The organism is Faecalibacterium intestinale (assembly GCF_040096575.1).
Classification (GTDB): domain Bacteria; phylum Bacillota; class Clostridia; order Oscillospirales; family Ruminococcaceae; genus Faecalibacterium; species Faecalibacterium intestinale.
The window spans coordinates 29,238-53,781 of the sequence record NZ_JBBMEN010000014.1 but is presented as its reverse complement, the minus strand read 5'-3'; the positions used below and the strand labels follow the sequence as shown (position 1 = coordinate 53,781).

Sequence of the window (24,544 nt, the reverse complement as noted above, 5' to 3'; positions counted from 1 at the left end):
CGGCGTGCTGTAAGCAACCAGCACGGTACCATCCGCGCCCGTATAGCGCCGTTTTATGCTCTGCACACAGGGCAGGCGGCTCCGTTTTATGGCTGTTTCAAAGCAAGGAGAGATTGGAATGAGTTTCAGAGGAATCAATACCACGGTCATCCAGATCCGCCGTCAGGTGTTTACCGAGGTCGCCCGCATGGCTTACGCCAACGTCAAGGGCGAGCAGGCCAACCACCTGATGCGCAAGATCCCCTATACCATCATCCCCGGTGAAGAGGGCAAGCTGCGCAAGGACATCTTCCTCGAGCGCGCCATCGTTGAGGAGCGCGTGCGTCTGGCTATGGGTCTGCCCACCCGCCGCATGGACGAGCACAACAGCGTGGTCTCCGGTCTGGAGGACGCCTCCATCGCCGATAAGTACTATGATCCCCCGCTGGTCAACGTGATCAAGTTTGCCTGCAACCGCTGCCCGGAAAAGCTGGTCAAGGTGTCCGACCTGTGTCAGGGCTGCCTTGCACACCCCTGTATGGAGGTGTGCCCCAAGAAGGCAATCACTTGGGAGAGCGGCCGTTCCACCATCGATCAGGAAAAGTGCATCAAGTGCGGCCGCTGCGTCACCGTCTGCCCTTACAACGCCATCGTCAAGACCGAGCGTCCCTGCGCCGCTGCCTGCGGCATGGGTGCTATCCACTCTGACGAGCTGGGCCGTGCCGAGATCGATTACAGCAAGTGCGTCTCCTGCGGTCAGTGTCTGGTGAACTGCCCCTTCGGTGCCATTGCCGACAAGGGTCAGATCTATCAGCTGATCCAGGGCTTCAACCGCGGTGACCGCATCTATGCGCTGGTCGCTCCCGCCTTTATCAACCAGTTCCCCTCTCTGGCTTCTACCGGCAAGCTGAAGTCCGCCCTGAAGGCCATCGGCTTCTGCGATGTGGTGGAGGTTGCCATCGGTGCCGACCTGTGCACCGTGGACGAAGCACACGACTTCTTGGAGGAAGTACCCGAGAAGCTGGACTTCATGGCTACCTCCTGCTGCCCGGCATGGAGCATGATGGCAAAGACCACCTTCCCCGGCCTTGCCAAGAACATCTCCATGACCATGACCCCCATGGTGTTCACCGCCCGCATGATGAAGCAGGCCGACCCCGAAGCACGTATGTGCTTCATCGGACCCTGCGCCGCCAAGAAGCTGGAAGCTTCCCGCCGTACCGTCCGCTCCGATGTGGACTTCGTGCTGACCTTTGAGGAGCTGGCAGGTATCATTGAAGCCAAGGATCTGGATCTGGACAATCTGGAAGTGGATCCCGCCGAGATGGATCTGTGCTACGCTTCTGCTGCAGGCCGCGGCTTTGCACAGTCCGGCGGCGTTGCCAAGGCTGTTGCCGACAAGATCAAGGAATGGCGTCCCGACATGGAGGTGAAGATCGCCTCCGCACAGGGTCTGGCCGACTGCAAGAAGCTGCTGATGCTGGCCAAGGCCGGCAAGTACAATGGCTATCTGCTGGAGGGCATGGGCTGCCCCGGCGGCTGCATCGGCGGTGCCGGCACTATTGCCGACCCCGTGCGCACCGCAGCTGTGCTGAACAAGTATGTGAAGGATGCCGAGTTCACCGACCCCGAGCAGAGCGCCTTTATGTCCAACATCCATATGCTGAAGGACGACCCCAACTTTGAGGTCTGAGCCGCTGTAATATAATTACCCGTAAGGCTGCTGCACAGTGATTTTGTGCAGCAGCCTTTTTGTTAAAAAAAGCTGAAACTTTGTGGAAATGCCGTGAAACGAAAATTGGACGCTTGTTTATCGGGGCAAAATGCGATACACTACAAATAAGAGTTTCTGATGGATGCTTTTTACAAAAAAGTATCTTGTCATAAAAGAACCTAGGAGGAACGGCAAGAATGATCTGGAACAAGTCTAAACAGCCCGCCGACCCGCAGCAGGGCACAGCAGCTGCACCGAAAAAAGGCGGCGCGGCGGCCTTTGCCAAAAAGAACTGGAAGTGGCTGGTGCCGGTAGCTATTGTGGTGCTGGCAGGCGGCTGGTGGCTGCTGAAGCCCAAGAGCGCAAAGCCCGCTAATGTGGATACTTCCTATACGGAAGTCATGCCCGAGACCCGGGATGTTTCCAACACGCTCAGCGTCACCGGCACGTTGAATCCCGCCAATACTTACAGTGTCAAATCGCTGGTGTCCGGCAAGGTGCTGACCGGCAGCTTTGAAGAGGGCGATATCGTGGAAGAGGGCACTGTGCTGTACACGGTGGATTCCTCCGACGCCACCACCAAGGTGGAGCAGGCAGCCATCACCCTGCAGCAGGCGCAGCGCAGCTACGATAAGACCGTAGACCGCCAGTATGTCCGTGCTGAGGTGGCGGGCGTCGTCAGCAGCCTGAAGGTGAACAAGGGCGATGAGGTAAAGAGCGGTCAGGAGGTGGCCGTGGTGCGGGACAGCTCCAAGATGAATCTGGTGCTGGAGTTCCCGGCTGCGGATGCTGCCAACTTCTCGGTAGGGCAGACCGCCGAGGTCACGCTGGACGGCACCTTTGAGGTGCTGCCCGGCACCATTACCGCCGTGACCGGCACCGATGCCCTGAGCACCGGCAACCTGCTTACCCGCACTGTGACCCTCTCGGTGTCCAACGCGGGCGGTCTGACCACGGCACAGGCTGCTACGGCTACTGTCAACGGGGTCAGTTCCATTGCGGCAGCCAACTTCCAGTATCAGGCCGAGCGCACCCTGACTGCGCTGACTTCCGGTACTGTCACCGCCATCAATGTGCGGGAGGGCGGCAACGTGAACAAGGACGACATCATCCTGACCCTCAGCGGTGAGGAACTGACCGAGTCCATCCAGTCTGCCTCCGAGACCCTGCGCGGTGCGGAACTGTCCATGCAGAATATGCAGGACACCATGGATAACTACACCATCACCTCGCCCATCAGCGGCACCATCATCGAGAAAAATGCCAAGGTGGGCGATGCCCTGAGCACCGGCAGCGACCTGTGCACCATCTACGACCTGAGCTATCTGGAAATGACTATCAAAGTGGACGAGCTGCAGGTCAGCAGCCTGAAGGTGGGGCAGTCCGTACAGGTGACCGCAGACGCCGTGAAGGATAAGACCTACGAGGGTCTGGTCACCCGTGTGTCCATGAAGGGTGATACCAGCGGCGGTACCACCACCTACCCGGTGACCGTGCGCATTGACGAGACCACCGGTCTGCGCCCGGGTATGAACGCCAACGCCGAGATCGTGGTGGCACAGGCCAAAAATGCGCTTACCGTGCCTAACGCCGCCATTGTGCGGGGCAGCTATGTGCTGGTGCGGCAGGATTCTCCCAGCGCCGTGAACGCTGATGCTTCCATGAGCGCACCGGAGGGTTATGTGTACGTCAAGGTCAAGACCGGCGTCAGTGATGACAACTATACGCAGGTGACCAGCGGCCTGTCCGAGAGTGATACCATCGCCTACGACCCCAGCTCTGTGAGCAGCGACAGCTACTATGACGACGGCGGCTACGACTACTCCGACGGTGAAGTGATCGGCGGTACCGAAAACGCCGCAGACCCTGCCGAAGGCGGCGAGGAAATGCTGCCGGAGGAGACGGAAAACGCCGAAGAACCCGCAGCGGACGCTGAAGAGCCGGCAGAAGGCATTGACCCCGCTGAGACCGGTGCAGTTGTGGTGAATTGACGCAGGAGGGATGAATGAGCGCTCTGATCGAGTTTGATGCGGTGTGCAAGTATTACCAGATGGGCGATACCACGGTAAAGGCTGCCGACCACATCACCATGAAAATCGAAAAAGGCGAGTTCGTGGCCATCGTGGGCCAGTCCGGTTCGGGCAAATCCACCTGCATGAACATCATCGGCTGTCTGGATGTGCCCACCCACGGCACCTACCGGCTCAACGGCCGGGATGTGGGCAAGATGAACCGCAACGAGCTGGCCGCCATCCGCAACGAGATGCTGGGCTTTATCTTCCAGCAGTACAATCTGCTGCCCAAGCTGAACCTGATGGAAAACGTGGAGGTGCCGCTGGTGTATGCGGGCATCTCCCGCGCCGACCGCCATGTCCGCGCCCGGGAGGTGCTGGAGCAGGTGGGGCTTGGCGACAAGCTGAAAAACCGCCCCAACCAGCTTTCCGGCGGTCAGCAGCAGCGTGTGTCCATTGCGCGGGCACTGGTGCGCAACCCGCCGGTCATTCTGGCAGACGAGCCCACCGGCGCGCTGGACTCCCATACCGGCCGCGAGGTGCTGGGGCTTTTGCAGCAGCTGCACAAGCAGGGACACACCGTAGTGCTGATCACCCACGACAACTCCATTGCCGTGCAGGCCGACCGCATCATCCGGCTGGAGGACGGTCAGGTGGTGTATGACGGCGACTCCCACGCACCGGAGGCTATGGTGCAGCCCACCCTGCTGCCCGAAACGCCGGAAAAGGAGGAACAGGCATGATCTTTGAAACCTTCCGGCAGGCCATCCAGAATGTGTGGAGCAACAAGCTGCGCACCTTTCTGACCATGCTGGGCATCATCATCGGCGTGATGGCGGTCATCGTCATCGTGGGTCTGGGCAACGGTATGACCAAAAGTATGCGGGACAGCTTTTCCGCACTGGGCACCAACACCCTCAGCATTCAGGTGTGGGGCTATGGCTCCCGCACCGTGCCGGTGGAGGAGATGTACGATATCTGCCAGCGGCATTCCGACCTGATCAAGGCGGTGTCGCCGCAGGTCAACTTCAGCGGCAGCGCCAGCGGTACGCTGAAGATCGGCACCACCAGCTACCGCTGGTCCAACATGAGTGGTGTGGACGAAAACTTTACCGAAATGAAAAACTACCAGATCGTTCAGGGACGCGGCCTGCAGTACATGGATATGCAGGACAATAAGCAGGTCTGCGTCATCGGCGATTACCTCAACCGCGTGGCCTTTGGCGGCAACGGCGTGGGACAGACCCTCAAGATCGGTGCCAACAAGTTCCGCGTTGTAGGCGTGCTGTCTGCCAAGGTCAGCGACCCTACCATGCAGCAGGGCAGCGACGATGACTGTGTTTATCTGCCCTACACCACCGTGATGCGGCTTTCCAGCCAGAGCATGGTGGACTGCTACACTGCCATGATGGCCGACGAAAGCCTTGCCAACGAGGCCAAGACCACCATGGAAGAGGAATTGATGTCGATCCTCAAGACCGAAAACGGCTACTATGTGTACAGTGCCAGCGAGTGGCTGGAGGAAATGAACAAGATGATCAACATGGTCATCGTGATACTTACCGGCATCGCCAGCATCTCGCTGCTGGTGGGCGGCATCGGCATTATGAACATCATGCTGGTGTCGGTGACCGAGCGCACTCGCGAGATCGGCATCCGCAAGGCGCTGGGCGCAAAGGAACGCACCATTCTGGCGCAGTTCGTGGTGGAGGCAGCTACCACCTCTGCGCTGGGCGGCGTTTTAGGCATTGCGCTGGGCTATGTAATGTCCATGGTGGCGAACAGGGTGCTGCCCATGTTCATGACTGATACCACCGTTACGGTAAGCCCCTCCTTTAACTCCATTGTGGTGGCCTTTGGCATCTCGGTGGGCATCGGCGTGCTGTTCGGTTATCTGCCGGCACGGCGCGCAGCCCGGCTGAACCCCATTGAAGCATTGCGCTACGATTGAGCGCGGCGGCGTGATAAACAAAGAACAAGAGGTACGACCAATGAAAAAACGGATTCTCGCATTTCTGCTGGCGGTCAGCATTGCGGTGTCGGTGCTGGTGCTGCCGGTCTCGGCGGCCAGCATCAACAATACGGCTCTGCAGACGGCTATCACTCTGGGCGCTGTGCCCACCGGTCAGGAGCTTGGCGCCAACGTTACCCGCGGTGCCTTTGCCAAAATGCTGGTGTCCTTTTCCACCTACCGGGAGAGTGTGGACGCGCAGGGAACTGTGGGCACCTTGTACCGGGATGTGCCCGGCACCTCCCAGTGGGCACCCTACATCCGCATTGCGGTGCAGCAGGGCTGGATGAACGGCTACACCGACGGCTCCTTCCGCCCGGACAACACCGTCACGCTGGAGGAAGCCTGTGCAGCGGTGCTGAAGCTGCTGAGCTATAAGACCACCGACCTGACCGGCTCCTTCCCGCAGGCACAGCTGAACAAGGCGCAGCAGATCGGTCTGCGGGATCAGCTGACCTGCACGCAGGGTCAGGCTATGACCTACGAGCAGTGCACCCTGCTGCTGTACAACGCCCTGCGCGCCAACACCGCAAGCGGCAGCGCCTACGGCAGCTCGCTGGGCTTTACGGTGTCCAACGGTCAGGTGGATACCTCCTCGGTGCTGCTCAAGAGCCGCAAGGGTCCCTTTGTGGCGGAGGAGGGCACCCAGCTGCCCTTTACGCCGGTGAGCGTCTACCGCAACGATAAGACCTCCGCTTCGGCAGAGCTGAACAAGTACGATGTGTACTATTACAGCGAAAGCCTGCAGACGGTGTGGATCTACACCCGCCGCGCCGCAGGCCGCATTACCGCGGTATCGCCCAGCGCCAGCGCACCTACAGCACTGACTGTGGCGGGCAGCACCTACAGTCTGGGCAGCGCTGCGGTGGCGTCCAAGATCTCCACCCTGAACGGCGGCGGCGTGGGCGAAGTGGTCACCCTGCTGCTGGGCATGGACAACGAGGTAGCCGATGTGATCACCGGCGAGGAAGCCGACAGCGTGTTCTACGGCGTGGTGCAGACCGCCAACCGCAGTCTTGTAGAGGATAACGGCGCAGACGTGCTGCAAAAGATCTCGGTGATGTGCACCGACGGCATCATCCGCACCGTGAACATCGACAAAAGCCTGAACTATCCCACCGGCTGGCTGGTGGAGATCAGCGTGACCCCCGAGGGAGAGCAGGTGACCGCCATCGAGTCCAAATCGGTCAGCGGTACCATCAACGAAACCGCCACCGCGCTGGGGGACTATGCTCTGGCCGATGACGTACAAATTCTGGATACGACATCGGAGGGGTTGGCTGGGACGGTTCGTCCCAGCCGAATAGCGGGGACAAAGCTGAATGCCCTGACCGTGCGCTACTATACGCTGAATGAACAGGGACAGATCGACCGCCTGATCCTGAACGATGTCACCGGCGACCTGTGGAAATACGGCGTGCTGGACGATGTGAAGAATCTGGCCGTCAACGCCAGCTCCATTCTGGGCACCCTGACCGGCAGCGGCTCCTCCGGTTCGGGGAGCAGTTCCTCCGGGAACAGCTCTTCCAGCTCCGGCAGCACTGGCAGTACCACCAACACCACGACGGTGACGGATGATCTGCGCGATGTACTGGTGCCCACCACCAGCGAGATCCTGTGGGGCGTCATTGACGGCTCGCTGCTGAGCACGGTCTGGAACCGCATCACCAGCAGCTCCGGTTCGCTGCTGAGCATCGGTCTCAAGCAGCTGGCCGATATCACTGGTCAGCCCATGAGCACCATCCTCAACTTTGTGGGCGGCGGCGCTACTTATATCTGCTACGTCAACGGTAGTCAGGCCAGCTTTTCCACCTCCGTCAAGTATCCGGTGCTGGCGGGCGGTCTGGCAGTGCGGCAGAACGTGAACGGCACGGTAAAGACCATGATCCAGCTGATGCCCATGAAGATCGACAAGGTGGGCGCAGCATCGGTGATGAGCAACGGCACCCGCTACGAGACGGCTGACGATATGCAGGTGTACCTGTGGTACAAGGGTCAGTATTATGCCACCAAGCTTTCCGAGGTGAACTCCGAGGGCTACTACCTGACCGGCTGGTACGATAACTTTGGCTGCGCAGCAGGCAAGCGCGTGCGGGTGATCGTGGCAGTCAAAAAGGACTGATGGACTACTATGACCCCCGGCGCAGGGCGCTGCGGGCGGTACGGCAGCTGCTCTACCCGCGTGAGTGCCCCTTCTGCGGCCGGGTGCTGGGAGATGTACGGGATTGCCCGGACTGTGCAGAGCAGCTGGAAGCGCTGCGCCGCAAGCCGGGTATCCGGCTGGACCCGGCGCAGCACTATATCAGCAATCTGGCCGGTGCAGCTGCGCCCTACCGCTACAGCGGCTGTGTGCGGCGCGGCATCCTGAACACAAAGTATCAGGGCAAGCCGTGGCGGGCTGTGGAGATGGGCAACCGTCTGGTGCAGCTGGCCTTTGGCGGGGAACTGACCGTGCAGTACGGCGAGCTGCTCCCGCAGCCGGTGCCGTGGGCAGCTATCGGGTACGACCTGATCGTGCCGGTGCCGGCCTCCGGCAAAAAGCGCGGCTACAACGTGCCGGAGCTGATGGCGCTGCCGCTGGCAAAAGCCATGGAGGTGCCGCTGGCACCGCAGGCATTGGAGCGTACCCGCGCCAAACGGCATCAGGCTGGTCTGCCGCTGGAGCAGCGCATGGCCAACGTAGCAGGCGCGTTCCGGGCGGCACAGCCGCAGCAGGTGGAGGGCAAGCGCATCCTGCTGGTGGATGACGTGATCACCACCGGCACGACCGCTGCCGCCTGCGCACAGGCACTGCTCCATGCCGGGGCAGACAGCGTGTTCGCGCTGGCCTTTGCCACGGTAGAGTTTGGCGCACCGCCGGACGACACCACCCCGATCTGCGAGGATGACGAGGAAGATGTGTATAGCGATTTTTGAAAATAACGCTCTTTCGCGCATCCCTTCGGCGGGCAAAGGCCGGGAAAGCAAAATGTAAAAACGGCATAAGAAATTTGGAAAAAGCGCTTGACAAAACGGGAAAAGTCGGGTATACTAATCAAGCTGTGAGCGGCAAACGCAAACAGATATCCGGGTGTAGCGCAGTTTTGGTAGCGCGCTTGAATGGGGTTCAAGAGGCCGTGAGTTCGATTCTCGCCACTCGGACCAAACAAAAATAATCCGAACTTGTTTCCGATAGGAGATGGGTTCGGATTATTTGTTTTCTTCGGAAAATTAGCGTTTGCGCAGCAACAAAAGCCCCAGTGGGGCTTTTGAGCGACCGAACGGTCTTGCGTTAGCAAGATGGAGGGGCCTCCGCCCCGACAAGTGACCGCTGGCCTTCCTCGCTGTTCCAGCAGGCAAGAATGGCCGGGTAGAATGCCCGTGCCAGACGGTCGATGACTTCATCGGGATAAGGGGAAGTGTTTGTGGGCTTTTTCTTTTTGTTCAAACGCACGCTCCTTTGGACATCGGTAAACAGCATACCATGTGCCTGTTGTTATGCTGTCTGGTCTTTAACATCTGCGAGTGCGGCTTCCAGAGAAGTAAGGTAGTCCTTATGCTTGTGAATGATCTCCAGAATCACATCACGCTGCACATTATCGGGCATAAGCTGTAAAAAGAAGCATGGACGCCCCCGAAAAGGAGAGCGTCCATGCTTCTTGCTGTATCCGAATGGAGGAGATTGCGAAATCAGTGATTGTCCGGGCAGACGATTTCCAGCATCTGATCGAAAACCTCTTCCATCTGCCGCACCAGTGTGAACTGGGTGCGGGCGCGGTCGAGGTTGTGATCCGGGCGAGCAACATGGAAATAATGGTCGCCCTCCAGATAGTCAGTCAGAAAACGGATGCCGCATTCCAGTGTCATGAGCCTTGCACCCCATGCAAGACTCTTTTTTTCTGCCATGCTCATGGATGCCCCGGCAGTGGAGAGATACCCTTTGGCGAACACTTCGTACAGATGCAGGTCAAAATGGACCTTGCTCTGGTCAGGTTCATCCTCAGCGCAGTCGTTGGCACCGGTGCGGATGGAATCGCCGAAGTCGTAGGCCGAAAGTCCCGGCATCACGGTGTCGAGGTCAATAACACAGATGCCTTTTCCGGTAGCGGCATCGATGAGGACATTGTTGATCTTGGTGTCATTGTGGGTGACGCGCAGAGGAATTTCGCCAGCTGCCAGCTGATCCAGCAGGACATGGCAGTCCTGCTCCCTCGCATGGATAAATTCGATTTCCGACGTGATATTTTTTGCCCGGCCCAGTGCATCGGCGGCGAGGGCTTTTTCAAAATTGGCATAGCGGTTGGGCGTGTCGTGGAAGCGGGCGATGGTTTCGTGGAGGGTGGAGGCCGGGTAATCCTCCAGCTGGTTCTGGAATTTGCCCAGTGTCTCGGCCACGGTGCGGAAGTCGGCTTCGCTGCCGACCTGCTGCAAACAGATGGTATCTTCTACAAAGTCGTAGGCACGCCATGCGCCGCCGTCTGCATCCAGATAGCAAGTCGACCCCGACAAAGTTGGGATGACATTCAGCGTTTCCCGTGTTGGATCGCCGCCCTCGGCAAGAATTTTCGCCCGCAGATGCCGGGTCACGCCGCAGACATTCTCCATCAGGCCCACCGGGTTAGTAAAGGTATCTGTGTTGATGCGCTGCAAAATAAAGCGTTTGGAATGATCTTCCCGCCAGACCACAAAGGTGTCGTTGATATGCCCCTCACCATAGTGGTGAGCATCGCAGAGCACAGGCCCGCCAAAATCAAAGGCATTTGCAGCAGACTGGAGCAGAGAAAGGGTAACGGATTTCATCATAAATTCCTCGTTTTCGTTATACTTCATGCCGTTTTGTCGGGGCGGGGCGTTTTCCCTGCCGCGTCTGACGGCGGTATTCGTTGGGGGTCATGCCCTCCGCCTTGCGGAAGCACTGGGAGAAATAGCTGGGGGAGGAAAAGCCCATCAGCTCGCTGATCTGCGCCAGACTGTAGCTGGTGTTGCCCAGCATATGCTTGCTCTCCTCAATGCGGCGGCGGTTCAGGTAAGTAATTGGGGAAATGCCGTACTCCCGCTGGAAGGTGTGGGCCAGATAGTATTTGTTCAGGTGGGCAAGCTCTGCCAGCAGGTCCAGCGAGATATCCTCGCGGTAGTTGGTGTCCAGATACCGCTTGATCTCGGTACACTCCCGGTTCTCGGTCGGGGCAGCCTCCTCCAGCTGCAGCGAAATGGTGGTGCAGCGCACCAGCCAGATCAGCAGTACCTCCAGCAGGTCCTGACAAACGGTCTCGCAGCCGTCTAAGCTGCGGTCGGCCTCGGCCAGCAGCATGTGCAGCAACGTGACCATCCGTTCCCGGTTCTCCCGGCAATTGAAGATGGCGTAGTTCGTATCCGTCTTGCTGAACAAAAACTCCATGCTGGCAACGCCCAGCACGATATACTCCAAGGGCGAGGCGTTCAGGCTAAGCTCGGTATGCTCCACCTGCGGGTTCACAATGACCATATCGTCCGGCTTTACCGGGAACAGCTGCCCGGCAAGGTAGAACTGTCCCTCGCCGCTGAGGCAGTAGAACAGCTCCGTGCAGGAGTGGGTGTGGGTGGTACTGTTCCAATCGCCGCCAAACCGGCTCTTGCTGATGTACAGCAGACGGAAGGATTCCCGCGGAGCGGGCGCGTGGCGGATATCAAAGCGCTGGGTACTCATAGATGATCGGCTCCTTCGGGAAACGCAAATTTTCTAAAAACAAACGCAACATTCTGAAAATATTACCCCAAAATGGTGCGTTGTTTCGTGCACTTTACCCTCATTATAGAGGGAACACACAAAAAAAGCAAGCCCTGATTTTAGGCTAATTTTTATATTTTTGTTTCTCGAGTCCCTTCGAAATATGTCAAAACAGTTACAGGTTGGGGATTATGCTGAAACTTTTAAAAGATTTTTAGCACTTTTGCTGGAAGAATTTTTTAGAAAGCAATATCTATAAAAAATGAAACAACAAACCTCTTGAGCAAGGAAGCGAAAGAATTTATATTGGAGACAGAAAAACACACAGTCCTTCGGGCAAAGCCTGTTTGCCCGGCTGTGTTTGAACGGAACAAAATGATGGAGGCAACACAGTATGAATCGTATTTCTCGTCGTAATTTCCTGAAGGCGGCCGGCGTTGGCGCCGCTGCACTGGGTCTGGCTGCCTGCGGCGGCTCTTCCAGCTCCACCGCATCCAGCGTGGCATCCTCCACCGCCGCTTCTTCCGCAGCGGCGGCTGCAGACGTTACCATCAAGGTAGCCGCCATCGAGACCGGCTACGGCGCTGATATGTGGAAGAAGGTCGCCGAGGCCTTTACCGCACAGACCGGCATCAAGGTGGACCTGACCACCGACAAGAAGCTGGAGGACGTCATCGGCCCCTCCATGCAGGGCGGCGACTACCCCGACGTTGTCCATCTGGCCACCGGCCGTGAGGCTGCCCTGACCGAGCAGTTCATCAAGGGCAACCTGATCGCCGACATCACCGATGTGCTGAGCATGACCGTGCCCGGCGAGAGCAAGAAGGTGAGCGAGAAGATCGCCGGCGGCTTTACCGACACCTCCCTGACCAACCCCTACGGCGACGGCAAAACCTATCTGGCTCCCATGTTCTACAGCCCCTGCGGCCTGTTCTACAACGCCGGTTTCCTGAAGGAAAAGGGCTGGGATGTGCCTACTACTTGGGACGAGATGTGGGCATTGGGTGATAAAGCTGCTGCCGAGGGCACCTATCTGTTCACCTACCCCACCACCGGCTACTTCGACGCATTCTTCTACGCACTGATGTACGCCGCAGGCGGCCCTGACTTCTTCAACAAGGCTACCCACTACGAAGAAGGCATCTGGGACACCCCCGAAGCAAAGACCTGCTTTGATATCGTGGCAAAGCTGGCTTCCTACACCAACCCCATCACCCCCGCACAGGCCAACGATCAGGACTTTACCCAGAACCAGCAGCTGGTGCTGGACAACAAGGCCCTGTTCATGCCCAACGGCACCTGGATCGTGGGCGAGATGGCCGAGGCTCCCCGTGCAGACGGCTTTGAGTGGGGCATGACCGCCCTGCCCGCTGTCAAGGCCGGCGGCGATGGTTACAGCTACACTTGGTTCGAGCAGGCATGGATCCCGGCGGGTGCCGAGCATCAGGATGCCGCCAAGCAGTTCGTGGCTTACCTGTACAGCGATGAAGCCTGCAAGCTGTTTGCCGAGAGCGGCGCTATCCAGCCTGTGCTGGGCATCGCCGACAGTCTGGAAGGCGACAACAAGATGTTCTACTCCATCTACGATAACGGCGCGAAGGCCGCCATGGGCAACTTTGCAGCCTTCAGCGCCATCCCCGGTGTGGAAGTGCGCACCGTGTTCTTCGACCCTGTCAACTCTCTGGTGTCCGGCAGCATGACCGAGCAGCAGTGGATCGATGGCATCAAGTCCGCCAGCGACCAGATGCGCGCCAACATCATCGAGTAATTAAGCCCTGCCCAGCGGGGGCGGTTTTTACCGCCTCCGCTTTTTTGGGCTGTACAGTACCATCAAGAAAGGAGCGGTCAATCCCCTATGAGAACGGATAAAAGCCGCAAACGGTTCGTATTCCTCTGTGTGGCACCAGCTACCATCCTGTTTTTCCTCTTTATGATCCTGCCCACCCTCAACGTGTTCCGCATGAGTTTGTATGAGCGGGGTGCCTATTCTCCCAACGAGACTTTTGTGGGGCTTAAAAACTTCCAGCATCTGCTGCGGGACGCCCAGTTCATCCGCTCCATGCAGAATATGATCCTGCTGGTGGTAACGGTCACCCTGATCACCTTCGCCTTTGCACTGGTATTTGCCGCCATCCTCACCCGGGAGAAGATCAAAGGCCAGAACTTTTTCCGCATCATCTTCTACATCCCCAACATCCTGTCGGTGGTCGTCATCTCCGGCATCTTCTCTGCCATCTATAAGCCGGAAAACGGCATGCTGAACAGCATCATCGGCCTGTTCCGCAACATGAGCGACCCCATCCTGTGGAAGGGCGAAAAACTGGTCATCCCCTCCATCATCATTGCCATGGTGTGGCAGGCCATCGGCTACTACATGGTCATGTACATGGCCTCCATGTCTGCCGTGCCCATCAGCCTGTACGAGAGCGCCAATCTGGACGGTGCCGGGCGGCTGACCCAGTTCTTCCAGATCACCATCCCCCTCATCTGGACGAATATCCGCACCACCCTCACCTTCTTTATCATCTCCACCATCAACATGGCCTTCCTCTTCGTCAAGGCCATGACCAGCGGCGGGCCCAACGGCGCATCGGATGTGGCGCTGAGCTATATGTACAGCCAGAAAGACGCTGGCCTGTATGGTTACAGTATGGCCATCGGCGTGGTAATCTTCCTGTTCTCGTTTGCCCTGTCTGCCTGTGTCAACAAAGTCACCAACCGCGATACGCTGGAATTTTAAGGAGGGAAGAAGATGCAGAATACCACCGAAAAATCTTCCCGCTCTGCGGAAGGTCTGTACAAGTTTTTCATCTATTTTGTGCTGGTTCTGCTGGCCGTTACCATCATCGTGCCGGTGGCATGGGTGTTCATGGCCTCCATCAAGCAGAATGCAGAGTTCTACGGCAACCCGTGGGCACTGCCCGCCGGGTTCTACTGGCAGAACTTCGTCAACGCATGGAACGGCGCGAAAATGGGCGAATATATGCTCAACTCGGTCATCGTCACCGCGCTGGCGCTGGCGCTGCTGCTGGTTGTTGCCCTGCCCGCCGCCTACTGCCTGTCCCGCTTTCACTTCAAGGGGTGCAAGGTGCTGAACACCCTGTTCATGGCGGGCCTGTTCATCAACGTGAACTACATCGTGGTGCCCATCTTCCTGATGCTGCGGGACGGCGATGTGTGGCTGAAAAGCCACTTCGGCAGCGGCTTTTTGCTGAACAATCTGGTGGTGCTGGCGGTGGTGTACGCCGCCACCGCGCTGCCCTTTACCATCTACCTGCTGTCGGGCTACTTTGCCACCCTGCCCCACGATTTTGAGGAGGCCGCCTATATCGACGGTGCAAGCTACTTTTCCACCATGACCCGCATCATCTTCCCCATGGCAAAGCCCTCCATCATCACCATTATCCTGTTCAACTTCCTGTCCTTCTGGAACGAGTATATCATCTCCATGACCCTGATGAGCTCCACCAAGGCACCCCGCACCCTGCCGGTAGGTCTTTTGAACCTGATGCAGGCGCAGCAGAGCGCCGCCCAGTACGGTACCATGTACGCAGGTCTTGTGCTGGTGATGCTGCCCACCCTGATTTTGTACATCTGCGTGCAGCGGCAGCTGACGCAGGGTATGACCGTGGGCGGCCTGAAAGGTTAAGGTGACAGACGATGAAAGCATATTGGAAAAACCATCCCGCCCTGCGTATGATCCTGATGCTGGTGCTGTTCGTACTGGCACTGGTGCTGGTGGTGTCCGGCTGGAAAATGACCGGACAGCTGGCAGGGCTTGGCATCATGCTGGTGGGCGTAGCGCTGCTGCTGGCTGTGCTGGCCATCTACAATGCGACCTATCAGGATTGAGGATAAGAGAGAGGTAAAGGAGAATCCCTATGGATGAAACAAGAAAGTCCGGGCGCGTGACCATTCCCACAGACTTGGACGTTGTGCCCGAAACGCTGGAGATCTTAAAAAAGTGGGGTGCAGACGCCATCCGCGACTGCGACGGCACCGACTTCCCGCAGCAGCTGAAGGATGCCGATGCAAAGATCTACTCCACCTATTATACCACCCGCAAGGATAACGCATGGGCCAAGGCGAACCCGGACGAGGTGCAGCAGTGCTACATCATGACCGGCTTCTACACCGCACCCGGCGACACCGTGACCATCCCGCTGATGAAGGGCATCAGCCCGGAGCTGATGCAGGTGAACACCAACGACGACATCACCCGCTGGTGGGAGGTCATGGATCGAACCACCGGTCAGCCCGTGCCGCCGGAGCAGTGGAGCTACGCCGACGGCAGTGTGACCGTACAGGCCGTACCGTTCCATGAGTATACCGTCAGTTTTCTGGCTTACCTCATCTGGGACCCGGTGCATATGTACAACGCTACCACCAACGGCTGGACGAATTTTGAGCACCAGATCACCTTTGATGTCCGTCAGCCCAAGACCCACAAGTATTCGATGGAACGTCTGCGCAAGTTCATTGCAGAGCACCCCTATGTTAACGTCATCCGCTACACCACCTTCTTCCACCAGTTCACCCTGATCTTCGACGAGCTGAAGCGGGAGAAGTTCGTGGACTGGTATGGATACTCTGCTTCGGTCAGCCCTTATATCCTCAACCAGTTTGAGCAGGAAGTGGGCTACAAGTTCCGCCCGGAGTACATCATCGATCAGGGCTACTATAACAACCAGTACCGGGTGCCCAGCAAGGAATTCCGGGATTTTCAGGACTTCCAGCGCCGCGAGGTGGCAAAGCTTGCCAAGGAGATGGTGGACATCACCCACGCGTGCGGGTGCGAAGCCATGATGTTCCTCGGCGATCACTGGATCGGCACCGAACCTTTCATGCCGGAGTTCAAGACCATCGGACTGGATGCTGTAGTGGGCAGCGTGGGCAACGGCTCCACCCTGCGCCTGATCTCTGACATTGAGGGCGTGAAGTACACCGAGGGCCGTTTCCTGCCGTACTTCTTCCCCGACACCTTCCACGAGGGCGGCGACCCGGTGCGGGAAGCCAAGGAGAACTGGGTTACAGCCCGCCGCGCTATCCTGCGCAAGCCCATCGACCGCATCGGCTATGGCGGCTATCTGAAACTAGCCTTGCAGTTCCCGGAGTTCGTGGACTACGTGGAGAGCGTCTGCAACGAGTTCCGCGAACTGTACGAGAACATCAAGGGCACCACGCCCTACTGTGTCAAGCGAGTGGCCGTGCTGAACTGCTGGGGTAAAATGCGGGCTTGGGGCTGCCACATGGTGCATCACGCCCTCTATTATAAGCAGAACTATAGCTATGCCGGTGTCATTGAGATGCTGTCCGGTGCGCCCTTTGATGTGAAGTTTATCAGCTTTGAGGATATCAAGAACGACCCGCATCTGCTGGATTCGTTGGATGTCATTATCAATGTCGGCGATGCCGACACCGCACACACCGGCGGCATCTGGTGGGAAGACCCGGAGATCTCCTCTGCCATCCGCAAGTTCGTCTGGAACGGCGGCGGCTTTATCGGCGTGGGCGAGCCCTCCGGTCACCCGTATCAGGGCCACATTCTCCAGCTTGCCAGCGTGCTGGGCGTGGAGCAAGAAAACGGCTTCACCCTGAACTACGACAAGTACAACTGGGAAGAACACCCGGACCATTTCATTCTGCAGGATGCCGACCAACCCGTGGACTTTGGCGAGGGCAAAAAGAACATCTACGCCCTTGAGGGCACCGAGGTGCTGGTGCAGCGGAACAAGGAAGTACAGATGGCCGCCCACGACTTCGGCAAGGGTCGTGCCGTGTACATCAGCGGCGTGCCGTACAGCTTTGCCAACAGCCGTACCCTGTACCGTGCTATCCTGTGGAGCGCCCACAGCGAGGAGGAACTGCATACATGGTTCAGCTCCAACTACAACGTGGAGGTGCACGCCTACGTCAAAAACGGCAAGTACTGCGTGGTGAACAACACCTACGAGCCGCAGGACACCACCGTTTACACCACAGACGGCAGCAGCTTTGCTCTGCATCTGGATGCCAACGAGATCAAGTGGTATGAGATCTAAGTTCTCCTTTTCATAAACGAACACAACGGGCAGCTCTGTTACCAGAGCTGCCCGTTGTGTTTGCTGTATCTGCCGATAACTCAACCTGTGTCAATCGAACGCTGCAATGGAGATGGCTGGAAACGCAGAAATTCAGTAATGCGAGCGTAATAGACCTGCAGAAAAAAGAAACTGCCCGTGCGAGTATGCGTAAGATGGTGAAGCACTTGCTGAAAAAATATAAGTATGCGCCAATGTCAAGCGGCGCAAGGGCTGCAACAAAAAGACCGTGCAGAAAGAATGGCTGGAAGATCTAGTCGTCCGGGAGACGATGAAGCTGATTCAGGACGATGCGGTGATCGACAAGATCGTTCAATTGGTCATGGATGTCCAGAATCAGGAAAATACCACGATCCCGCTGCTGGAAAAGCAACTGCGAGAGGTCAACAAAAAGCTGGACAACCTGATGAAGGCAATCGAGGACGGCTTGTACACCCGGACAACGAAAGAGCGTCTGGAAGCGCTGGAAAGCCAGAAAGAAGAGCTGACTGTAAAAATCGCAGATGAAAAATTGAAGAAGCCCAGCTTCAATGAGGATTTCATCCGATTCTGGCTGATGAAATTTAGAAAGTTCGATATTTCGCAGAAAAAGCAGCGGAAAGCGCTGATTGAAATTTTTGTGAATGCCATTTTTCTGTACGATGACCGGATGCTGCTCACATTCAACTACAAGGATGGCACCCAAACCGTCCGATTTGAGGACGCTTTGACCACCGATTGCGGAGAAAAAAGTTTGCGTTTGCGAAGCAACGAAAGCCCCAGTGGGGCTTTTGAGCAACAGAACGGTCTTGCGCAAGCAAGATGGAGGGGCCTTGCCCCGACAAGTTCGGATTTGCCCAGTTCTGCTGGACTATTTAAATCCAACGATTTCACGTTGGAAATCGTTGGATTTTTTTCGTTTATGGGCTGACCTCATTTGATTTTGACCACAATTTTGACCACAATGCCAAAGATTTTATCTGGTCGATCGCAGGGGCAAGTGGACTTTTTGCATAGCGGGGCTCTGTACCCCCTCTTCTCTGAAAAAGAGAAAACAGTCCCATTATTCTTATTATCGCAAGTCAAGAAATTAGCGCAACATCAAAACGGCATCTCTGCGATATGCAATTCAACGATGTTGCTATTGCATTAAAAAGTTGAATTGCTATAGACCTCCGGCGGCGGGCAGCAGCTCTCCCGGGGGATGAGCTTATGCGGCACGATGATCTTTGTTGCCAGAAGGTTCGGGTTCTCGATGTGGTTGATGGTCTGGCTGGCGGCTTCCATGCCCAGCTGGTAGGGGTTCACGTCCACGGTGGTCAGCTGCGGGCTGGTGATGCGGGAGAACAGCGAGTTGTTGAAGGACACGATGGACAGGTCCTTCGGGACGCGCAGTCCCAGTTTGCCGCAGAACTGTTCCAGCACCACAGCAAGGATGTCGTCGCTGACCAGCATGGCGGTGGGGTGGTCCGGCGCGGTGAGCAGGGCTTTCAGCGCCCCCTCGTAGGCGTCGTTCAGGGTGTTGACCTCCACACAGTCCTCTTCCCGGGGAGTGATGCCGTGCTTGAGCAGGGACATCTGGTAACCCCGCTTGCGCTCTGCGGAGAACAGCATGGCGTTATTGACCCCGAAATACGCAATGCGGCGGTGGCCCATCTCATAAAGGTAATCGGCGGCTTCCTCCCCGGCAAGGGCGTTGTCGTTGTCGATGTAGATGGTCTGGTTCGCAGACTGCGCTGCCTTGCCCACAATGACATGGAGCGGCCCCTCGTTGCGCAGATACGCCGCCACCGGGCAGTCCTTTTTGGAATAGAGCAAAATAAACCCATCCGCCTGTGCGTTGGCCACCATGCTCTGGATGGCGTCCAGCACTTCGGCATCGTCCTGCCCGGTGATGACCGTGTTCACATACCGCCGCTGGTTGCAGAACTGCCCGATGCCGCGGATGATCTCGAGATGAAAGGCGTTTTCGTAGACGTCCCGCTGGGAGGAGGGCAGAATGATGCCGATGGTCTTGGAAAAAGCCTCCACCGGTTCGGCCTCAAAATTCGGCTCGTAGCCCAGCTGCGCCATGATGCGGCGCACCCGCTACTTGGTCTCCCGGCTGATGGAAGGGCTGTCCTTGCAGGTGCGGGACACCGTGGAGGGCGAAACCGCCGCTGCGCCGCTGCTGGCAGAGGCTCCGGCGGGGTACTACCCCTGCCCCGGCAATATGGTGCTGCTGAAAGCGGACAACCACGCCGCAGCCGTGGCAAAAATGCTGGAAGCGCGGGGTGTGCACTACTATTGGAGCTGGCTTCCGGCAAAGGTGGGCTACGACATTTACGATGAGGGCGCGGCGGTGTTCAGCCGTGCACCCATCACCGCCGCCGAAAACCTGCTGCTGAGCCAGATCAATGATTACAGCAACTGGAGGACCCGCCGCACGCTGGGCATCTGTGCAGGAGATGTCTGGTATTATACGGTGCATCTGGGCTGGTGGAAGGACGAGGTAGAGCCTTTCGCTCCCCAGTGGGAAAAGCTTTCAAAGGCGGCGGGCACAAAAAAGACCGCCTTTCTGCTGGGCGACTTCAACAGCGAAGCCGACGTGCGGGGCGAGGGCTACGACCTTGTGCTGGGCAGCGGCTGCTTCTCGCAGGAAGCATACGACTTTGTGGACTGGCTCAAGGAAGCCGGACAGACCTATTGGCAGATCCTGCCGCTGGGTGTGACCAGCTACGGCGACAGCCACTACCAGAGCTTTTCCGCCTTTGCGGGCAACCCCTATTTCATCAGTCTGGACGCACTGGTGGAGGAAGGAGTGCTGACCGCCGCCGAGTGCAAAAAGGCAAACTTCGGCCGCAAGGCAGACGACATTGATTACAGCCGCCTGTATACCGAGCGCGGCCGTCTGCTGCGGCTGGCGTACTCCCGCAGCGACATCGGCCACAACGAAGCGTTTACGGCATTCTGCGAGAAAAACAAGTGGTGGCTGGACGATTTTGCCCTGTTCATGGCGGTGAAGGATCGCTTTGAGGGCAAGCCGTGGATCGAGTGGACAGAGGATATCCGTCTGCGCTGGCAGCCCGCCATGGACTACTACCGCCGGGAGCTGTACTTTGAGGTGGAGTACCACAAGTATCTTCAGTTCAAGTTCGACGAGCAGTGGCGCAAGCTGAAAGCCTACGCCAACAGCAAGGGCATCCAGATCATTGGTGATATCCCCATCTATGTGGCGCTGGATTCGGCAGACGCATGGGCAAACCCGGGGCTCTTCCAGCTGGACAAGGACAACATTCCCACGGCAGTGGCGGGCGTTCCCACGGATGGCTTTTCGCCTACCGGTCAGCTGTGGGGCAACCCGCTCTACCGCTGGGAAGCCCACCGCGCGACCGGATATCAGTGGTGGATCACCCGGCTGTGGTACTGCTTTGAGCTGTACGATGTGGTGCGCATCGACCACTTCCGCGGCTTTGATGAGTATTTCTCCATCCCCTACGGCAGCGAGACCGCGGTGGATGGCCACTGGGAAAAAGGCCCCGGCATCGAGCTGTTCCGCGCCGTGGAGCAGGCGCTGGGCAAGCGGGAGATCATTGCCGAGGATCTTGGCTACATGAGCGACACCGTGCGGCAGCTGGTGCGGGACAGCGGCTTCCCCGGCATGAAGGTGCTGGAATTTGCCTTTGACTCCCGCGATACCGGCAGCGCCAGCGACTACCTGCCCCACAACTACCCGGTGAACAGCGTGGCGTACACCGGCACCCACGACAACGAGACGCTGGTCTCGTGGTACCAGACCATCTCGGACGCCGAGCGCGCCATGGTGCGGGATTACCTGTACGACTACGCCACCCCGGACGAGCAGCTTTATAAAAACATGATCGCACTGATTTTGCGCAGTGCAGCGGCAAGATGCATCATCCCCATGCAGGACTGGCTGGGGCTGGATAACGCCGCCCGCACCAATAAGCCCTCTACCGTAGGCCAGAACTGGCGCTGGCGGCTGAAAAAGACCCAGCTGACAAAGAAGCTTCAAAAGGAGATCTGCCAGCTGACCACCCGCTACGGCCGGATGAACTGGGCATAAGGTGCTCTATGGAGCTTGATTAGCCGGAACTGAAAATTCTGCTAATGGCATTCGCTGGCTGATTTTGGTGATAGGTTCAAAATGAAAAATGCGAAGATCGTCTTTCCCATGGAAAAATGATCTTCGCATTTTTAAGTGGCGTCCCCGATGTGATTCGAACACACGGCCTTCCGCTTAGGAGTAGCCCGTGCATCTGTAAACCCATTGCAAAATAGGGTAATATATTCTACTCTATATCAATGAATTTTTTGTTGGGATGTCAACGTATGTAAATGGATTCGAACCTTTTTTATTCTGTGTAAACAGATGCTCATTAGCTGGAAATTAGCTGAGCTAATGAAAAGTGGCCGCTCTATTGTACAACGCTCACCTTTCATTAGCTGGGAGGCGCGTGGCTGTTCATAGGCACCAGAAGAACACCAGTTGTAAAAAGCAGCTGAAGCCTGTTTCTGGATTTATGATACCATGTCGGAATCATAGTTGCAATAGGAACATGGCCAGAACACGCTATGAAAGGATTCTGGCCTATGTAGTAGGAAGGGCTTCATCTTGTAAATAGAACGATTTTATGGTATTCTTACCTTAGACAAGGAACAGAAAGCAGGTGAACTGATGGCAGAAGTCAAAATACAAAAAGACCTTGATTTCGAGCGCAAACATGAGGAAGATCTGCGGCGTATCCGCGACTTCCGACTCATGGACGATAACTTCATGAGCAAGGTCTTTGAAGATAAGCCGTGTGCGGAATTCTTGCTCCGGATCATCCTGAATCGGGATGATTTAAAGGTTAAAGAAGTCCATGGGCAGCATGACCTGAACAATATACAGGGTCGTTCCGTGCGGCTTGACATTCTGGCAGTGGATCATGAAAATCGTGCCTACAATGTCGAGGTTCAGCGCAGTGACAGTGGAGCAGTCGCAAAGAGGGCAAGATATAACAGCAGCCTGCTGGATGCCAATCTCACCCGAAAGGGCGATGCGTATGACGCACTGAACGAGACCTATGTAATCTTTATCACAGAGAACGATGTGCTTCGGGGTGGACTTCCTATTTATCATATCAATCGCATCATTGAGGAAATGGGAAAATCCTTCGGAGATGAAGCACATATTATCTATGTAAACTCTCAGATCAAAGACGACACCGCATTGGGAAAGCTGATGCACGACTTTACCTGTACGAACCCGGATGACATGAACTATCCTGTTCTGGCACAGCGGGTGCGTTATTTCAAAGAAGATACGAAGGGAGTGGCAACGATGTGCAGAGCATTTGAAGAAGTGAGAGAAGAAACAAAACGCGAACAAGCTATCGAGAGCGCGAAAACGATGCTCGCAGATGGGCTTCCGTATGAGCAAATCGCTCGGTATACAAAGCTTTCTATTGAGGAAGTAAAGGCATTAGATGACAAGAAGTCCGCATAATAAGGTTTAACCAAAAACAACGGCAACTTCCCATGGTGGGAGGATTGCCGTTGTTTTGTTTATTATGAAGAACTAGGGCTGGTCGTCGCTTTCTAGCAATTCAATCTGTCGGAAAAGAGCAGCAGGTGAACTGGGCTGGAGAGCCCAACGATAGGCAGGATGAATCTCATAAGAATAACCAAAATCAGTGAAATCGTTATAAATGTACTGATTCTCATCGTAATATACTCGTAGGATTTCGCTTCCGGTGCTCTTGCGAGCAGTGATAAAGTTTATCTTATACAGAAAAGCCGCCAGACTCTGAGGTGTTACTTCCTTACCATCTTTAAAAGTAAAATGGCTCATAGAGAGTATATTGCTTAACTTTTTTATGAGTTGTTCTCTGGTAAAAAGGCAGGGAGATGCTAGAAGTTCTTTTTGGGAGGGCTTCATTTTCAGAAGCAACTCTTGTATCATGGGAAGTTCGGATTTGTATTCGGTGCTTGTATCGGTCAAGCGATCATTGGAATAGTTTTTGAAAACACTTTCAAGATCAGTTGTTAAAATAAGATGATGGTGATTCTGATAGGCTTTTCTTGCAGCTAATGTACATAGTTTGACCAAATCACGCGGACGCTTTCGAATAAGTGACATTAGAACCTGATACATAGGAGCATTTTCCCAGTGACCACTCCCGTGAAAACGTTCTTCAAATACTTGATTTAAGTAGTGAGAAATATCACGTTGCTTTTGGGAAAGTAAAAAATCTTGATTGATTTCACGTCCAAAATATGTTTCAATGCGTTTGATAAGCATAACCAGTATTTCATGGTTTGACCAGCTTTGCCAAATTACACTGCCATCAATTTTGTCAGTTGTTTCATCAGAGGTGCGAACGGCATAATAAACATCACTTCTTAATGCAATGCGGAACTTTAGATTTTGCATATCACGACTTAAATCGCGGACGGCATTTAGCATTGCAGATAAATTTTTAATATCAGCGGTGGTGTTTTCCCAGCCACGATCTAGGTCATCCAAGTAAATAACAATTGGTTTTTCACTGAAAAGTGTATTCTTTAACATGGATGTGAAAGTGGAGCTAGAGAGGTTGATGGCCTCAGTTTGTAGGTCGGTAAGTTTTTTTCCAAAAGTTGCTAGTAAAAGATTGTTGAAACGCGAACACCATTCAGCAAAGGTCTTATTTGAAATTCGGGATGTAATTGGGTCATTGAGCGATTGAACCAACTTGTTAAAGATGATTGTAGCTAGACCGTTTTTCCATATTTCGATTTTTTTCAGAAAATTTGCTTCAGAAACATCTAGGTCAAAAATATCGTTGGGTTGAACAGTTATAGGAATACGTCCTTCATCGCCATCTTCAGACGCTAACACTTTTAATAATGCGGATTTTCCAACACCTTTATGCCCAACCAAAATCAAAAGTGGAATTTGACTTTTCATGCTGTTATAGATGTTGGTTTTTAAATAATAAGACTTTAATCGCTCGATTGTTTCATCTTCAGCAGCCTCATGACCAAAGATGGCGCGTATGGTATCCTCGTTAAATTCGATGGGAGAAACCGGGTGTGCGCTAATGGTACTCATAAAGG

19 protein-coding genes, 1 tRNA gene and 1 pseudogene are annotated in these 24,544 nt (G+C 55.8%); 16 read left to right on the top strand and 5 right to left on the bottom strand.

Annotation, left to right across the window (positions count from 1 at the left end; all coding sequences use genetic code 11):
- Positions 1–118: 118 nt before the first annotated feature.
- The 7 genes from WMO20_RS09975 to WMO20_RS09945 all read left to right on the top strand — a co-directional run bounded on the left by WMO20_RS09975 (position 119) and on the right by WMO20_RS09945 (position 8,860).
- Complete coding sequence (locus tag WMO20_RS09975) at positions 119–1,672, top strand: 4Fe-4S dicluster domain-containing protein (protein ID WP_349186751.1); 1,554 nt, start codon at positions 119–121, stop codon at positions 1,670–1,672.
- 218 nt (positions 1,673–1,890) lie between these two features.
- Complete coding sequence (locus tag WMO20_RS09970) at positions 1,891–3,684, top strand: HlyD family efflux transporter periplasmic adaptor subunit (RefSeq protein ID WP_349186749.1); 1,794 nt, start codon at positions 1,891–1,893, stop codon at positions 3,682–3,684.
- 14 nt (positions 3,685–3,698) lie between these two features.
- Positions 3,699–4,448, top strand: a complete 750-nt coding sequence (locus tag WMO20_RS09965) for an ABC transporter ATP-binding protein (RefSeq protein ID WP_112090666.1) — start codon at positions 3,699–3,701, stop codon at positions 4,446–4,448.
- On the top strand, positions 4,445–5,656 hold the full coding sequence (locus WMO20_RS09960) for an ABC transporter permease (RefSeq protein WP_349186748.1): 1,212 nt from the start codon (positions 4,445–4,447) through the stop codon (positions 5,654–5,656). The genes WMO20_RS09965 and WMO20_RS09960 overlap by 4 nt, the downstream gene beginning before the upstream one ends.
- Positions 5,657–5,696: 40 nt before the next feature.
- The gene (locus tag WMO20_RS09955; RefSeq protein WP_349186747.1) at positions 5,697–7,838 is read left to right on the top strand and encodes an S-layer homology domain-containing protein; all 2,142 of its coding nucleotides are present in this window, start codon (positions 5,697–5,699) and stop codon (positions 7,836–7,838) included.
- On the top strand, positions 7,838–8,632 hold the full coding sequence (locus tag WMO20_RS09950; protein ID WP_349186746.1) for a ComF family protein: 795 nt from the start codon (positions 7,838–7,840) through the stop codon (positions 8,630–8,632). The genes WMO20_RS09955 and WMO20_RS09950 overlap by 1 nt, the downstream gene beginning before the upstream one ends.
- A gap of 150 nt (positions 8,633–8,782) precedes the next feature.
- Positions 8,783–8,860 (top strand) — tRNA-Pro (locus WMO20_RS09945).
- 127 nt (positions 8,861–8,987) lie between these two features.
- Here the strand turns inward: WMO20_RS09945 and WMO20_RS09940 are convergent.
- From WMO20_RS09940 to WMO20_RS09930, 3 genes are all read right to left on the bottom strand, one after another.
- Positions 8,988–9,143: a hypothetical protein gene (locus tag WMO20_RS09940; protein WP_242983191.1), complete on the bottom strand. Its 156-nt coding sequence runs from the start codon at positions 9,141–9,143 to the stop codon at positions 8,988–8,990.
- Positions 9,144–9,385: 242 nt separating this feature from the next.
- On the bottom strand, positions 9,386–10,495 hold the full coding sequence (locus WMO20_RS09935) for a phosphotransferase enzyme family protein (protein WP_349186766.1): 1,110 nt from the start codon (positions 10,493–10,495) through the stop codon (positions 9,386–9,388).
- 19 nt (positions 10,496–10,514) lie between these two features.
- On the bottom strand, positions 10,515–11,381 hold the full coding sequence (locus WMO20_RS09930) for an AraC family transcriptional regulator (protein WP_316539514.1): 867 nt from the start codon (positions 11,379–11,381) through the stop codon (positions 10,515–10,517).
- 415 nt (positions 11,382–11,796) lie between these two features.
- Here WMO20_RS09930 and WMO20_RS09925 point away from each other — a divergent pair, with 415 nt between their 5' ends.
- From WMO20_RS09925 to WMO20_RS09895, 7 genes and pseudogenes are all read left to right on the top strand, one after another.
- Positions 11,797–13,170 carry a carbohydrate ABC transporter substrate-binding protein gene (locus tag WMO20_RS09925; protein WP_349186745.1) on the top strand — a complete coding sequence of 458 codons (1,374 nt, stop codon included), beginning with the start codon at positions 11,797–11,799 and terminating at the stop codon, positions 13,168–13,170.
- 87 nt (positions 13,171–13,257) lie between these two features.
- The gene (locus WMO20_RS09920) at positions 13,258–14,142 is read left to right on the top strand and encodes a carbohydrate ABC transporter permease (protein ID WP_005926926.1); all 885 of its coding nucleotides are present in this window, start codon (positions 13,258–13,260) and stop codon (positions 14,140–14,142) included.
- 12 nt (positions 14,143–14,154) lie between these two features.
- Complete coding sequence (locus WMO20_RS09915; protein ID WP_005946252.1) at positions 14,155–15,051, top strand: carbohydrate ABC transporter permease; 897 nt, start codon at positions 14,155–14,157, stop codon at positions 15,049–15,051.
- 11 nt (positions 15,052–15,062) lie between these two features.
- On the top strand, positions 15,063–15,254 hold the full coding sequence (locus tag WMO20_RS09910) for a DUF6903 family protein (RefSeq protein WP_097793535.1): 192 nt from the start codon (positions 15,063–15,065) through the stop codon (positions 15,252–15,254).
- A 29-nt stretch (positions 15,255–15,283) separates the two neighbouring features.
- Positions 15,284–17,443 (top strand): 1,3-beta-galactosyl-N-acetylhexosamine phosphorylase, encoded by a 2,160-nt coding sequence (gene gnpA / locus WMO20_RS09905; RefSeq protein ID WP_349186744.1) that lies wholly within the window; start codon positions 15,284–15,286, stop codon positions 17,441–17,443.
- Between the two features lie 149 nt (positions 17,444–17,592).
- Positions 17,593–17,739: pseudogene (locus WMO20_RS09900) on the top strand (type I restriction enzyme endonuclease domain-containing protein); the annotation flags it as partial.
- 14 nt (positions 17,740–17,753) lie between these two features.
- Positions 17,754–18,392, top strand: coding sequence for a kinetochore Spc7 family protein (locus tag WMO20_RS09895; protein ID WP_349186743.1), 639 nt, complete (start codon positions 17,754–17,756; stop codon positions 18,390–18,392).
- Positions 18,393–18,610: 218 nt separating this feature from the next.
- Here WMO20_RS09895 and WMO20_RS09890 read toward each other — a convergent pair whose 3' ends face one another.
- Positions 18,611–19,546, bottom strand: a complete 936-nt coding sequence (locus WMO20_RS09890) for a substrate-binding domain-containing protein (RefSeq protein WP_349186742.1) — start codon at positions 19,544–19,546, stop codon at positions 18,611–18,613.
- 502 nt (positions 19,547–20,048) lie between these two features.
- Between WMO20_RS09890 and malQ the strand changes: the two genes are divergently transcribed.
- Together malQ and WMO20_RS09880 are read left to right on the top strand one after the other, a co-directional pair.
- Positions 20,049–21,527, top strand: a complete 1,479-nt coding sequence (gene malQ, locus WMO20_RS09885) for a 4-alpha-glucanotransferase (RefSeq protein ID WP_349186764.1) — start codon at positions 20,049–20,051, stop codon at positions 21,525–21,527.
- 612 nt (positions 21,528–22,139) lie between these two features.
- A complete protein-coding gene (locus WMO20_RS09880; RefSeq protein ID WP_349186741.1) occupies positions 22,140–22,952 on the top strand; it encodes an Rpn family recombination-promoting nuclease/putative transposase in 813 nt (270 codons plus the stop codon).
- 72 nt (positions 22,953–23,024) lie between these two features.
- Here WMO20_RS09880 and WMO20_RS09875 read toward each other — a convergent pair whose 3' ends face one another.
- The gene (locus WMO20_RS09875; protein WP_349186739.1) at positions 23,025–24,539 is read right to left on the bottom strand and encodes an ATP-binding protein; all 1,515 of its coding nucleotides are present in this window, start codon (positions 24,537–24,539) and stop codon (positions 23,025–23,027) included.
- Between the last annotated feature and the right edge of the window lie 5 nt (positions 24,540–24,544).

Excerpts from the sequence above, each read along its gene's own strand:
- gnpA (WP_349186744.1), top strand. The coding sequence starts at position 15,284 with ATGGATGAAACAAGAAAGTCCGGGCGCGTGACCATTCCCACAGACTTG.
- WMO20_RS09925 (WP_349186745.1), top strand. The coding sequence starts at position 11,797 with ATGAATCGTATTTCTCGTCGTAATTTCCTGAAGGCGGCCGGCGTTGGC.
- WMO20_RS09920 (WP_005926926.1), top strand. The coding sequence starts at position 13,258 with ATGAGAACGGATAAAAGCCGCAAACGGTTCGTATTCCTCTGTGTGGCA.
- WMO20_RS09910 (WP_097793535.1), top strand. The coding sequence starts at position 15,063 with ATGAAAGCATATTGGAAAAACCATCCCGCCCTGCGTATGATCCTGATG.
- WMO20_RS09930 (WP_316539514.1), bottom strand. The coding sequence starts at position 11,381 with ATGAGTACCCAGCGCTTTGATATCCGCCACGCGCCCGCTCCGCGGGAA.
- WMO20_RS09960 (WP_349186748.1), top strand. The coding sequence starts at position 4,445 with ATGATCTTTGAAACCTTCCGGCAGGCCATCCAGAATGTGTGGAGCAAC.
- WMO20_RS09895 (WP_349186743.1), top strand. The coding sequence starts at position 17,754 with ATGAAGCTGATTCAGGACGATGCGGTGATCGACAAGATCGTTCAATTG.
- WMO20_RS09970 (WP_349186749.1), top strand. The coding sequence starts at position 1,891 with ATGATCTGGAACAAGTCTAAACAGCCCGCCGACCCGCAGCAGGGCACA.
- WMO20_RS09935 (WP_349186766.1), bottom strand. The coding sequence starts at position 10,495 with ATGAAATCCGTTACCCTTTCTCTGCTCCAGTCTGCTGCAAATGCCTTT.
- WMO20_RS09955 (WP_349186747.1), top strand. The coding sequence starts at position 5,697 with ATGAAAAAACGGATTCTCGCATTTCTGCTGGCGGTCAGCATTGCGGTG.
- WMO20_RS09880 (WP_349186741.1), top strand. The coding sequence starts at position 22,140 with ATGGCAGAAGTCAAAATACAAAAAGACCTTGATTTCGAGCGCAAACAT.
- WMO20_RS09950 (WP_349186746.1), top strand. The coding sequence starts at position 7,838 with ATGGACTACTATGACCCCCGGCGCAGGGCGCTGCGGGCGGTACGGCAG.
- WMO20_RS09875 (WP_349186739.1), bottom strand. The coding sequence starts at position 24,539 with ATGAGTACCATTAGCGCACACCCGGTTTCTCCCATCGAATTTAACGAG.
- WMO20_RS09975 (WP_349186751.1), top strand. The coding sequence starts at position 119 with ATGAGTTTCAGAGGAATCAATACCACGGTCATCCAGATCCGCCGTCAG.
- WMO20_RS09965 (WP_112090666.1), top strand. The coding sequence starts at position 3,699 with ATGAGCGCTCTGATCGAGTTTGATGCGGTGTGCAAGTATTACCAGATG.
- WMO20_RS09915 (WP_005946252.1), top strand. The coding sequence starts at position 14,155 with ATGCAGAATACCACCGAAAAATCTTCCCGCTCTGCGGAAGGTCTGTAC.